At 71.2% G+C, this 12149-nt stretch carries 12 protein-coding genes; 6 read left to right on the top strand and 6 right to left on the bottom strand.

What is annotated here, in order from left to right; translation table 11 throughout:
- Positions 1 to 31: 31 nt before the first annotated feature.
- Both uraH and uraD read right to left on the bottom strand, forming a co-directional pair.
- Positions 32 to 352, bottom strand: coding sequence for a hydroxyisourate hydrolase (gene uraH / locus AC0NZQ_RS03435; RefSeq protein WP_474528240.1), 321 nt, complete (start codon positions 350 to 352; stop codon positions 32 to 34).
- Complete coding sequence (uraD, locus tag AC0NZQ_RS03430; protein ID WP_474528239.1) at positions 349 to 861, bottom strand: 2-oxo-4-hydroxy-4-carboxy-5-ureidoimidazoline decarboxylase; 513 nt, start codon at positions 859 to 861, stop codon at positions 349 to 351. The genes uraH and uraD overlap by 4 nt, the downstream gene beginning before the upstream one ends.
- 52 nt (positions 862 to 913) lie before the next feature.
- Between uraD and allB the strand changes: the two genes are divergently transcribed.
- The 4 genes from allB to AC0NZQ_RS03410 are packed head-to-tail and all read left to right on the top strand — an operon-like array spanning position 914 to position 6013.
- Positions 914 to 2230 (top strand): allantoinase AllB, encoded by a 1317-nt coding sequence (allB, locus tag AC0NZQ_RS03425; RefSeq protein WP_474528238.1) that lies wholly within the window; start codon positions 914 to 916, stop codon positions 2228 to 2230.
- Positions 2214 to 3257: an allantoicase gene (gene alc, locus AC0NZQ_RS03420; RefSeq protein ID WP_474528237.1), complete on the top strand. Its 1044-nt coding sequence runs from the start codon at positions 2214 to 2216 to the stop codon at positions 3255 to 3257. Before allB ends, alc begins: the two co-directional genes overlap by 17 nt.
- A gap of 18 nt (positions 3258 to 3275) precedes the next feature.
- On the top strand, positions 3276 to 4835 hold the full coding sequence (gene aceB, locus AC0NZQ_RS03415) for a malate synthase A (RefSeq protein WP_474528235.1): 1560 nt from the start codon (positions 3276 to 3278) through the stop codon (positions 4833 to 4835).
- On the top strand, positions 4835 to 6013 hold the full coding sequence (locus AC0NZQ_RS03410; protein WP_474528234.1) for a DUF6986 family protein: 1179 nt from the start codon (positions 4835 to 4837) through the stop codon (positions 6011 to 6013). Before aceB ends, AC0NZQ_RS03410 begins: the two co-directional genes overlap by 1 nt.
- Positions 6014 to 6097: 84 nt before the next feature.
- On the opposite strand, the gene AC0NZQ_RS03405 is transcribed toward AC0NZQ_RS03410, so the two are convergent.
- The 3 genes from AC0NZQ_RS03405 to AC0NZQ_RS03395 form a co-directional block, all read right to left on the bottom strand.
- On the bottom strand, positions 6098 to 7936 hold the full coding sequence (locus AC0NZQ_RS03405; protein WP_474528233.1) for an acyl-CoA dehydrogenase: 1839 nt from the start codon (positions 7934 to 7936) through the stop codon (positions 6098 to 6100).
- A gap of 287 nt (positions 7937 to 8223) precedes the next feature.
- Entirely contained in the window at positions 8224 to 9435 is a 1212-nt protein-coding gene (serA, locus tag AC0NZQ_RS03400) for a phosphoglycerate dehydrogenase (protein WP_474528232.1), read from the bottom strand.
- A gap of 78 nt (positions 9436 to 9513) precedes the next feature.
- The gene (locus tag AC0NZQ_RS03395) at positions 9514 to 10035 is read right to left on the bottom strand and encodes a VOC family protein (protein WP_474528231.1); all 522 of its coding nucleotides are present in this window, start codon (positions 10033 to 10035) and stop codon (positions 9514 to 9516) included.
- 92 nt (positions 10036 to 10127) lie between these two features.
- Here AC0NZQ_RS03395 and AC0NZQ_RS03390 point away from each other — a divergent pair, with 92 nt between their 5' ends.
- Positions 10128 to 10586, top strand: a complete 459-nt coding sequence (locus AC0NZQ_RS03390) for a MarR family winged helix-turn-helix transcriptional regulator (protein WP_474528230.1) — start codon at positions 10128 to 10130, stop codon at positions 10584 to 10586.
- 9 nt (positions 10587 to 10595) lie between these two features.
- Here the strand turns inward: AC0NZQ_RS03390 and AC0NZQ_RS03385 are convergent, their stop codons facing one another.
- Positions 10596 to 11561 carry a peptidoglycan-binding domain-containing protein gene (locus AC0NZQ_RS03385; protein ID WP_474528229.1) on the bottom strand — a complete coding sequence of 322 codons (966 nt, stop codon included), beginning with the start codon at positions 11559 to 11561 and terminating at the stop codon, positions 10596 to 10598.
- Between the two features lie 209 nt (positions 11562 to 11770).
- On the opposite strand from AC0NZQ_RS03385, the gene AC0NZQ_RS03380 reads away from it, so the two are divergent.
- On the top strand, positions 11771 to 12148 hold the full coding sequence (locus AC0NZQ_RS03380; RefSeq protein WP_474528228.1) for an STAS domain-containing protein: 378 nt from the start codon (positions 11771 to 11773) through the stop codon (positions 12146 to 12148).
- Position 12149 lies beyond the last annotated feature (1 nt).

The following is a 12149-nucleotide window of genomic DNA, read 5'->3' as shown; positions in this document are numbered from 1 at the left end:
CACACCGTGCCCCGAGCGGATTTCGTCATGGTTACGACCCGCGGTAAGTGGAGAACGCGTAGGGGCTCAGCAGCAGCGGGACGTGGTGGTGCGCGGCGGCGTCAATGATCCGGAAGGCGATGGTCACCTCGGGGAAGAACGCGTCGTCCCCGGTCCAGCCGTCGATGTCGAAGCGCAGCCGGTAGACCCCGGCGGGCGCCTCCGGTGCGAGGTCGGCGACCCGGCCGTCGGAATCGGTGGTGCGCTCGGTGACCGGTCGCCACTGCGCGCCGTCACGGCGCTCCAGCGTCACCGCGACCCCCGTCGCCGGACGTCCGGCGGCGGCGTCCAGGACATGCGTGCTGATGCTCATGCGATCACCTTCTGCAGCCGCAGCGCGACGATGGCGGCGAGCTCGCGCCGGGTCGTCTCCCGCTCCTGCGCGGCGTCGTGGCCGAGCCGCTCCTGCAGCGCCGCGAGCAGCTGCTCACGGCTCAGCCCACTCGCGCAGATCAGGAAGACGTGGCCGAACCTCTCCTCGTAGGCGACGTTGCCGGCGACGAGGCGCTGTTCGACGTCCGGCGCGCCCGCCGGGCCCTGCTCGGCCCGCGACCACGCGGCCTCGGTCGACGCGCCGGCTGCTCGCTCGCCGATCCGCGGATGGGCGGCGAGCGCCTGCTCGAGCTGCGGCCAGGACAGGCCGGCGAGGACATCGTCCGACGCCGCGACCGCGGCGGCGAGGCTGCCGAAAGGCCGGCGCGCCAGCATCTCGTCCTGCCACGACTGGCTCGCGCACACCGGCCGCAGCAGCGCCTGCGCCGCCGCCGGTGCGAGGCGATCGAAGTCCTCGGCGTCCAGCGGTCGCGCGTCGGTCTCGCTCACGGCGTCGACAGTAGGGCAGATCGGCGAAACACGGCTGTGCCACCATCCGCTCGTGACCGTCATCCGGGGACATCGCGTCCAGCTGCCCGAGGGCGAGCGGGCCGCGGCGGTGGTCGTCACCGGCGGCGTGATCACCGACGTCCTCGCCTTCGACGCGGTCTCCGACGTCGCGGCCGACGTCGAGACGCTCCCCGCTGACCGCGTCCTGCTGCCCGGCCTGGTGGACAGCCACGTCCACGTCAACGAGCCCGGCCGCACCGAGTGGGAAGGCTTCGCCACGGCGACCCGAGCCGCGGCGGCCGGCGGGGTGACGACCATCGTCGACATGCCGCTCAACAGCATCCCGCCGACGATCGACGTCGCGGCGCTGCGGGCCAAGCAGGCGAGTGCAGCCGGCCAGCTCAGCGTCGATGTCGCCTTCTGGGGCGGTGCGGTGCCGGGCAACGCCGGCTCGCTGGCTGCTCTGCACGACGCCGGCGTGGTCGGCTTCAAGTGCTTCCTGCTGCCCTCGGGCGTCGACGAGTTCCCGCCCCTGGACGCCGACGGGCTCGAGCTCGCCATGCGCACCATCGCCGGCTTCGACGGGCTCCTGATCGCCCACGCCGAAGACGCCGCGCTCGTCACCGACGCGCACGGCCGGCACTACGCCGACTTCGTCGCCAGCCGGCCGCCCACTGCCGAGACGAGCGCCGTCGCCCGGTTGCTGGACGTCACCCGGCGCACGGGCTGCCGCACCCACGTGGTGCATCTGTCCAGCGCCGAGACCCTGCCGCTGATACGCGCGGCCAAGGCAGAGGGATTGCCGATCACGGTCGAGACCTGCCCGCACTACCTCGCGTTGCGCGCCGAGGACGTTCCCGACGGCGCCACCCAGTTCAAGTGCTGCCCACCGATCCGCGACGACGCCCACCGCGACGCGCTCTGGGCCGGGCTCGGAGACGGCACCATCGACTGTGTCGTCTCCGACCACTCGCCGTGCACGATCGAGGCCAAGCGGCTGGACTCCGGCGACTTCGGCGAGGCGTGGGGCGGCATCGCGTCGGTTCAGCTCGGCCTGCCGGTGGTGTGGACGGCGGCGCGCGAGCGCGGCATCGGCCTCAACCGGCTCGTGGCGTGGATGGCCGAGGCACCGGCGCGGTTGACCCGGCTGCCCGGTCGCGGTGTGATCGCGCCCGGACACCGGGCCGACCTGTGCCAGTTCGCGCCCGAGGAGACCTTCGTCGTCGACCCGGCGAGGCTGCGGCACCGCAACCCGGTGAGCCCGTATGCCGGGCGCACCCTCTTCGGTGTCGTCGAGCGCACCTGGTTGGCTGGGGCGCCGATCATCGACGGCGAGACGAGAGGAGGCCTGGTTGCCCGCGGAGCATGACCCCGACTTCCGTCACCTGCCCGACGTCGCCTCGCGCGCCCTCGGCGGCTCGGTGATGGCCACGAACGACGACACCTACGCCGACGTCCACAGCCTCATCACCCCCGGCCGGGCCACCCATGACCCGCTCGCCTTCGCCCCCCGCGGCAAGGTCTACGACGGCTGGGAGACCCGCCGCCGGCGCACCGCGGGTGACGACTGGGTGATCGTCCGGCTCGGCGTCCCGGCGGTGGTCCGGGGCGTCGTCATCGACACGGCGTTCTTCCGCGGCAACTTCCCGCCCGCGGCCACGGTCGAGGCGACGACGCTGCTCGGGTACCCCGACGCCGCCACCGTCGCCGCCGCCGAGTGGACGCCGCTCGTCACCCGTACCGAGCTCGAGGGCGACACCGCCAACACCGTCCGGGTCGAGGTCGCCGATCGTCTCGTCACTCACGTGCGCCTCACCATCCACCCCGACGGCGGGGTCGCGCGGCTGCGCGTCCACGGTGAGGTCGTGCCCGATCCGCGGCGCCTCGGTGGCCGCGTCGACCTCGCCGCGACGGTCCATGGCGGCGTGGTCGAGGGCTGCAGCAACATGTTCTACAGCTCCCCGGCCAACGTCCTCGCGCCCGGCGTCGCGCGGATCATGTCCGAGGGATGGGAGACCGCCCGCCGCCGCGACGACGGTCACGACTGGCTCGTCGTGCGGCTCGCGGCGCCCGGCCTGCTCGACCGTGCCGTCATCGACACGTCGCGCTTCGTGGGCAACGCGCCGGGCTGGGCCACCCTCACCGACACCGACTCCGGGGTCGAGCTGCTGCCGCGCACCGCGCTCGTCCCCGACACCGAGCACCTGTTCCGGCTCCGGACGGCCACCCCGGTCAGCCGGGTCGGGTTGTCCATCTATCCCGACGGCGGCGTCGCGCGGCTGCGGCTGCTCGGCACCGTGGCCGCCGACGCGCGGGACGCGATCACCCGCCGCTGGCTGTCGCTGCTGCCGGCCGACGTGGCCGGCGCCGTCGACCCGTCCGAGTTCTTCACCTGATCCGTCGGAGGAGCAGCCATGTCGATCGAGGTCACCGGTCCGCACGTCGAAGGTGCCGAGGACGTCCTGACGCCCGCGGCGCTCGACTTCGTCGCCGGCATCCACCGCCGCTTCGCCACCACCCGGCGCGAGCTGCTCGCACGACGCGCCGAACGACGCGCAGAGGTCGCGCGCACGGGCCGCCTCGGTTTTATGAGCGATACCGCGCATATTCGGGACGGCGACTGGCAGGTCGCGCCGGCACCGGCCGATCTCGTCGACCGGCGGGTCGAGATCACCGGCCCCACGGAGCGCAAGATGATGATCAACGCGCTCAACTCCGGCGCGAAGGTGTGGCTCGCCGACCTCGAGGACGCCAACACCCCGCACTGGCGCAACGTGGTCGAGGGGCAGCTCAATCTCGCCGACGCGGTGCGGGGCACCGCGTCGCTCACCACGGCCGAGGGGCGCAGCTACGCCCTGCGCACCGACGTCCCGCTGGCCACCGTCGTCGTCCGCCCCCGCGGCTGGCACCTGGACGAACGGCACGTGCGGATCGACGACGAGGTCACGGCCGGCGCGTTCGTCGACTTCGGGCTGTACTTCTTCCACAATGCGCAGGCCCTGCTGCACAAGGGATCCGGCCCCTACTTCTACCTGCCGAAGCTGGAGAGCCACCTCGAGGCGCGGCTCTGGAACGACATCTTCACGCACGCCGAGGCCGAGCTCGGGATCCCGCACGGGACGGTGCGGGCGACCGTCCTCATCGAGACGATCCCGGCTGCCTTCGAGATGGCGGAGATCCTCTACGAGCTGCGCAAGCACGCCTCCGGCCTCAACGCCGGCCGCTGGGACTACCTCTTCAGCATCATCAAGTACTTCCGCGACGCCGGCCCGGACTTCGTGCTCCCCGACCGGGCCTGGCTGACCATGACGCAGCCCTTCATGCGCGCCTACACCGAACAGTTGGTGGCTACCTGCCACGCGCACGGCGCCTTCGCGATCGGTGGCATGGCGGCGTTCATCCCGTCGCGGCGCGACGCCGCGGTGAACGAGCAGGCGCTGGCCAAGGTCCGCGAGGACAAGACCCGCGAGGCCGCGGACGGTTTCGACGGTTCCTGGGTGGCGCACCCTGACCTTGTCCCGGTCTGCCGCGAGGTCTTCGACGCCCGGCTCGGCGAGGAACCAAACCAGCTCGCGCGGCGACGCGACGACGTCGTCCCCGACGCGGCCTCCCTGATCGACCTTTCGGCGTCGGTGCGGCCGCCGACGCGCGCCGGGCTGGCGGCCAACGTCAGCGTCGGACTGCGCTATCTCGTCTCCTGGCTGTCCGGGGTCGGCGCCGCCGCCATCGATAACCTCATGGAGGACGCAGCCACCGCCGAGATCTCGCGGTCGCAGGTGTGGCAGTGGGTGCACGGCGCGGTGGCACTCGACGACGGCACCGTCGTGACGGAGGCGCTCGTCCGTGAGCTGGTCGCTGCCGAGCCGCTCGTCGGGCCACACGCCGAGACCGCGCGCGCCCTCTTCCTGCAGGTCGCCCTCGCCGACGACTTCGCCGACTTCCTCACCCTGCCCGGCTACGAGGAGATCGACTGATGCTCGGCCCGGAGTTCGGCGCCCGGCTGGACGCCCTGCTCGCGGCCGACGACGCCGAGCGCGCAGCCCGGTACCCGGGCCCCGACGTGGCCCGGCAGCCCGTCCACACCTGCTACGTGCCGGCCGACCGGTTCGGTGCACACACGCCGGACGAGTGGCGGGGCGGCGCCATCGCCGCGCTGGACCAGCACGGTCCGCTCCCCGGCGTGGACGCGGCGCTCGAGGAGCGGGTCCGCGACAAGCTGGCAGTCGAGCCGGTCGAGGACCTCCGGGTCGACTTCGAGGACGGTTTCGGCCTCCGGTCCGACGACGTCGAGGACGCTGCCGCCCGCGCCGCCGGCGACGTGCTGGGCCGCGGCCCCCGCACCACGTTCACCGGCATCCGCATGAAGAGCCTGGAGGCCTCGACCCGGCGCCGCGGCGTCCGGACGCTGGACCTGGTGCTCGAGGCCGTACTGGCCCACGGGTCGCTGCCCCGGGGTTTCCGGGTGACGCTGCCGAAGGTCACGTCCGTGGCGCAGGTCGAGGCCATGGTGGAGCTCTGCGCCGCGCTGGAGTCCACCTACTCGCTGCCGCGGCTGCCCTTCGAACTGCAGATCGAGATGCCGCAGGCCGTCCTCGGCGCCGACGGCACCGCCCTGGTCGCACGGATGCTGCACGCCTCGGCCGGCCGCTGCGTCGGACTGCACTACGGCACCTACGACTACAGCGCCGCGCTCGGCGTCGCCGCGGCCTGGCAGTCGCTGGCGCATCCGGTCGCCGACCACGCCAAGGACGTGCTGCAGGTCGCGGCGGCGCAGACCCGGGTGCCCGTCTGCGACGGGTCGTCCAACGTGCTGCCCGTCGGCAGACGGGAGGCGGTCCGGGCCGCCTGGGCGCTGCACGCCGGTCTGGTCCGCCGATCGCTGGAACGCGGCATCTACCAGGGCTGGGACCTGCACCCGGCGCAGCTGCCGACCCGCTTCGCGGCCACCTTCGCGTTCTACCGGGACGGGTCGGCCACCGCGGCAGCACGGCTGCGCTCCTATCTCGACCGACAGGACTCCGGCATCGCCGACGAGCCCGCCACCGCGCGCGCCCTCGCGGGGTACCTGCTGCGCGGACATGCCTGCGGCGCCCTGGACGACACCGATCTCGCCGGCTTCACCCCGTCGCAGCTCACCGACCTCACCCGCTGACCCGAAGCGCCGGACGCACCAAGGCCCCGCCCGGATCACTCCGGACGGGGCCCTGCAGGCGCTACCGCTGGCTCAGCGGATGACTCAGAACGACGCCTCGGCGACGTCCATCAGCGAGTTGTCGATGTTCTCGGCGGCCTGGCGGCGGGCCGCCAGCTCGGGCAGCACGGTGGTGGCGAAGAAGTGCGCCACCGCCGGCTTGCCGGCGTAGAAGTCGCGGTCGGCCTGCGAGATGCCGTTGCCGTCCAGCTTCTCCAGCGCCACCTTGGCCTGGCGCAGCAGCAGGTAGCCGACCATGAGGTCACCGGCCGACAGCAGCAGGCGGGTGGTGTTCTGGCCGACCTTGTAGACGTTGGTGACGTCCTCCTGGCCGCTCATGAGCTGGTTGAACATCGCGCCGACGATGCCGCCGAGGTCGTCGAGAGCCTGCTTGAGCAGCGCGGCGTCTTCCTTGAGACGGCCCTCGTCGGCGATGGACTCCAGGAACTGGGTCACCTCGTTGGAGATCGCGCCCAGCGCCGCGCCCTGGTTCTTCACGATCTTGCGGAAGAAGAAGTCCTGGCCCTGGATCGCCGTGGTGCCCTCGTAGAGGGTGTCGATCTTGGCGTCGCGGATGTACTGCTCCAGCGGGTAGTCCTGCAGGTAACCCGAGCCACCGAAGGTCTGCAGCGCCTGGGCGAGCTGGTCGTAGCTGCGCTCGGAGCCGACGCCCTTGACGATGGGGAGCAGCAGGTCGTTGATCGCCTCGTCCAGCGTGACGTCCGAACCGGCGGCCTGCCCGGTGATGATGCGGTCCTGCGCGGAGGCGGTGTAGTACACCAGCGCCCGCAGCCCCTCGGCGTAGGCCTTGTTCAGCATCAGGCTGCGACGGACGTCCGGGTGGTTGATGATCGTGACGCGCGGGGCGGTCTTGTCGCCGGACTTGGTGAGGTCGGCCGACTGCACGCGGGTCTTGGCGTACTCGAGCGCGTTGAGGTAACCGGTCGAGAGGGTGGCGATGGCCTTCGTACCGACCATCATGCGGGCGTGCTCGATGACCTGGAACATCTGCGCGATGCCGTTGTGGACGTCACCGACGAGGTAGCCGACGGCCGGGATGTTGTCGATCTCGCCGAAGCGGACCTCGCAGGTGGTGGAGGCCTTGAGCCCCATTTTGTGCTCGACGTTGGTGACGAAGGCGCCGTTGCGCTCGCCGAGCTCGCCGGTCTCGGGGTCGAAGTGGTTCTGCGGGACGACGAAGAGCGAGAGTCCCTTGGTGCCGGGGCCGGCGCCCTCGGGACGGGCCAGCACCAGGTGGATGACGTTCTCGACCATGTCGTTGACAGCCGAGGTGATGAAGCGCTTGACGCCCTCGATGTGCCAGGTGCCGTCGGCCTGCTCCTTGGCGACCGTGCGACCGGCGCCGACGTCGGAGCCGGCGTCGGGCTCGGTGAGCACCATCGTAGCGCCCCAGCCCTTGTCGATCATGCGCTGGGCCATCTTCTTCTGGGTCTCGTTGCCGTTGGCGTAGAGGATCCCGGCGAAGGGCGCGCCGGCCATGTACATGTGCAGCGCGGGGTTGGCACCGAGCACCTGCTCGGCGATCGCCCAGACGACGGTGCGGGGCACGAGCTGACCACCGAGCTCGGGCAGCGTCTCGACCCGCCACCACTCGCTGTCGTAGAGCGCCTTGTAGGACTTCTTGAACGAGTCCGGCAGCGTGACCGAGTAGTTGTCCGGGTCGAAGACGGGCGGGTTCCGGTCGGCGTCGGTGAACGACTCGGCCAGCGGGCCCTCGGCCAGCTTCGCGACCTCGGCGATCATGCCGCGCGCGGTGTCGGTGTCGACGTCGGCGAACGGCGCCGTCTCGAGGGTCTTGTCGGTGCCGAAGACCTCGAAGAGGTTGAACTCGATGTCTCGGACGTTGCTCTTGAAGTGGCCCATGCCCAGAACTCCTGAAGGACGACGGTGGTTGTTACTCGTCAGTAACTTCAGGATATTACCGGTCGGTAGCCGGAGCAAGCACTCGGTAGGAAACCAGGCCGCCGTCACAGCAACCACCGAGTAATCGGTAGGCCGTCGTCACAGCAACCGCCGAGTGGTCGAAAAGGCCGTCGAGTGGTCGCGGCCAGGGCGACCACTCGGCGCCGAATTCGACCACTCGGCGGGGGGGTGGGCGGCCGGGGTCGACCGGCCGGGATCGGAAGATGACGCGGAGGCGGCGGCCGGGATCAGAAGATGACGCGGAGGCGGACCGTCTCGGGCATGGCGCGGATCTCGTCCACGATGGCCTGCGTGGTGCCGGAGGCACTGTCGGTGACCACGTACCCCAGCTCGCCACTGGTGCCGAGCAGCTGGGCCTCGACATTGACGCCGTGGTCGGCGAGCAGGCCGTTGACGCGGGCAAGGACGCCGGGGACGTTGCGGTGCAGATGGATCAGGCGCAGCGTGCCGTCCGGACGGGGAAGGGAGAGCCCCGGCAGGTTCACCGACATGGCCGTGGAGCCGTCGAGCACGTAATCGCGGAACTTGCCGGCGACGAAGCGGCCGATGTCCTGCTGTGCCTCCTCGGTCGACCCGCCGATGTGCGGGGTGAGCACGACATTGGGCAGCCCGCGCAGCTCGGAGACGAACTCGTCACCGCGTCCCTTGGGCTCCACCGGGAAGACGTCGACCGCGGCGCCGGCGATGTGGCCGGACTCGATGTGACGGCGCAGCGCCGCGTAGTCGACGACGAACCCGCGGGAGAGGTTGAGGAAGAGCGAGCCCGGCTTCATCACGGCGAAGTCGTCCTCGCCGAAGAAGTTCTCGTTGGCGGGACGACCGTCGACGTGCAGCGTGACGACGTCGGCCTCGGCGAGCAGGTCCTTCAGCGACAGGCAGCGGCGCGCGTTGCCGAGCGCGAGGCGGTCGGCGGTGTCGAAGAAGATCACCTTCATGCCGAGGTTCTCGGCCAGCACGGAGAGCTGCGTGCCGATGTTGCCGTAGCCGACGATTCCCAGCGTGCGGCCGCGGACCTCGTGGGCTCCGGCGGCCGACTTGTCCCACACCCCCGCGTGCATCAGGGCGTTCTTCTCGGTCAACCGGCGGGTCAGCGAGATGATCTCGGCGATGGCCAGCTCGACGACCGAGCGGGTGTTGGAGAACGGGGCGTTGAAGACGGCGACGCCCGCGGCCGAGGCGGCGACAAGGTCGATCTGGTTGGTGCCGATGCAGAATGCGCCGATGGCGACCAGCTGGTCGGCGGCGTCCAGCACCCGCTGCGTCACCTGGGTCTTCGACCGGATGCCCAGCAGCGCGATGCCGGCGAGCCGCTCGATCAGCTCGTCCTCGTCCAGGGCACGGTCCACCGTCTCGACCTCGAAGCCTGCCGAACGGAGGATCTCGACGGCGTCGGGGTGGATCTGCTCCAGGAGCAGGACGCGGGTGGGGCCATCGGTCATCGCGGGCATGCCTTCGCAGTCGGCGGGGCGGGATACACGACCGATTCTAGAGACGAGCCGGAGCGGGCCCGGCGCGGCTCAGCCGACGGCGATCCGGCTGATGCCGATGCCTCCCGGCGTCTGCGCGCCGTAGCGCGCGATCTCGCGGGACAGGTCGAGCGGGCGGATGCTCGTCCGCGCCTCCAGGGTCGCCTCGTCCAGCAGGTCGGCCGGCACGACCCAGGCGACCTCGAACTCGAGTCCGTCGGGGTCCTGACCGTAGAGCGACTTGGTCGTGCTGTGGTCCGAAGCGCCGACGAGGGCGTCATGGGCGGCCAACCGCTGCATGGTGACCTCGAGGTCGGCGAGGGTGTCGACCTCCCACGCGAGGTGGTACAGCCCCACGGTCTGTCGGCCGGCAGTGCTCTGGCCGGCGTCGGCGCCGATCTGGAAGAGACCGAGGTCGTGGTCGTTGGACGACGCCGCCGCCCGGAGGAAGGCGGCACGGCCACCGGCGGCCTCCGTGGCGACCTCGAAGCCGAGGACGTCCCGATAGAAGGCAACGCTGCGACGGACGTCGCGGACGTAAAGCACAGCGTGATTCAAGCGGTGGATCGGCATCGCGATCACTCCTCCGGGTAGACGCGTCCTGCCAGCATAGTCAAACGCTCAACCAGATACCCCTCGACTCTGTTCCCCGTAAGATCCGCGTCATGTCCACTGCGTGGTTGAGTCCGGCGGAGCAGCGAGCGTGGCGGGCGTACGTGGAATCGACCAAGGTGCTCTTCGACGCACTCGACCGCGAGCTGCAGCGCGATGCCGACCTCCCGCACACCTACTACCAGGTCTTGGTCCGCCTCTCCGAGGCCGAGAACCGCTCGCTGCGCATGAGCGAACTGGCCGACCTCACCCTGAGCTCGCGCAGCCGGCTGTCCCATGCGGTGGCCCGGCTCGAGGAGCGCGGCTGGGTCGCCCGGGCCGACTGCGAGACCGATCGCCGCGGGCAGGTCGCCACGCTCACCGACGAGGGCTTCGCCGTGCTCGAGCGGGCCGCGCCCGGTCATGTCGAGGCTGTCCGCCGCTACGTGGTGGACGCCCTCTCCGCCGAGCAGCTGGCCCAGCTGGCCGAGATCGGCGAGACCATCATCGGGCGGGTCACCGGCCAGCCGTGACGCTGCCGGTCAGCGCACGGTGGCGAGCAGCGCCCGCCAGGTCGCGACGCCGACCCGGCCCGAGACCGGCACCTTGTGACGAAGCTGGAAGGTGCGGACCGCGGTGGCCGTCGCGGCGTCGAAGCTGCCGGTGGCGCGCACCTTCAGCGCCGACTGCACCGCGGAGACGGCGGCGCCGCGCGAGCCCTTGCGCAGATACCAGCCGGAGTACTTGACGAGCGCCTTCCGGACGGCCGAGGCCCCCTTCCCGGCCTTGGTGGCAGCGACGGCCGGACAACCCACGAGGTTGGCCTTGGCGTAGCGGCCGGCCCAGTTCATGCCGTCGGCCCGGCACGGCCCGTAGTCGGTCGGCGCCACCCGGTTCGTCCAGAAGGTGGTGCGGCCCATCGCACCGTTCCAGCTCAGCGACAGGTGGACATGGGTGCGATGGCACCAGTTGTCGTTGCCGCGGCCCTTGTTCTTCGGACTGGTGCAGCCGTTGTAGTCCTCCCACCGGCCGCTCCAGCCGCCCCAGATCCGGTTGTTGAAGATGACGTACATAACGCCCAGCCGGCGCGCCATGGCGAAGCGGTTGCCCTGCTTGTCGGTCGCCAGCAGCCAGGTGAGGAACGACGTGGCGGCGGCGCGCTGCCGGGCGTTGCGGGCGCTGGTCATCCAGTCGATGGCGCGGCCGTCGTAGTGCTCGCTGCGGCTGCCGTCCGTGCCGCAGGCGTAGGTGGACGACCAGCTGCGCGCTGCGGGGTAGGTGGCCGCGATCAGCCGTGCCAGCTTGGCGGTGCCGGGACGGATACGCGGGTCGCAGGCGACCTGACCCTCGTAACCGGTCATCGGCTCGATGGCGCTGGTGAGGTTGCGCGGAGTGGCCGGTGTGCGGGCGGCGGCCGCCGGAGCGGTGGCGGCGAGCACTCCGAGCACGGCGACGCTGAGGCTCAGTGCGACGAGACGGGAGCGCAGTCGGGAGGAGGAGCGGGACATATCGGGAGATACCTCGATCGTGAGTCGGGCCGCCCCCGAGGACGGCCGCCGTTCCCCCGGTTGCCTTGCCCCGCCCGGCCATTCTGCGTTACCGCCGGAGTTAAAGAAAGCGTTAACTTCGACGTTGATAACAGTGGTTTGGATTTCCCGGACCAGGGGTAGTAAGACCCCGATCCGCCGGTCGGATCACCTCAGCCTGCGGAGGCACCATGACTTCGACCGCAACGCCGGGCTCCGGCCCGATGTGGTCTGCCGCGCGGGCTGACACCGACTTCCGCGGACTCGAGGTGGCCACCGTCGCCGCCGACGCGCTGCGAGCCAGCGTCCAGGTCTCCGGGGTGCTGCAAGCGTCCACGGTCGCCCTGCTGACCAGCGTGCTGCGTACCCACATGTCCGCCGGGCGGCGCTACCTGCGCGTCGACCTCGCCGGGGCCGGGGTGGCCGACGCCGAGGTGGGGGACGCGATGTTCGCCTCGCACCAGGCCGTCTGCGAGCTCGGCGGGATGCTCGTCTTCGAGAACGCCGGCCCGTCGGTCCTCGCCGTCATCGGCAGCGACCGGCTGTACCTCCGTCCCGCCCAGGACTGAC

The organism is Jatrophihabitans sp. sgz311053 (genome assembly GCF_056135305.1).
Note: the sequence above shows the minus strand (reverse complement) of the source record. Positions and strands in the feature narration are given on the sequence as shown.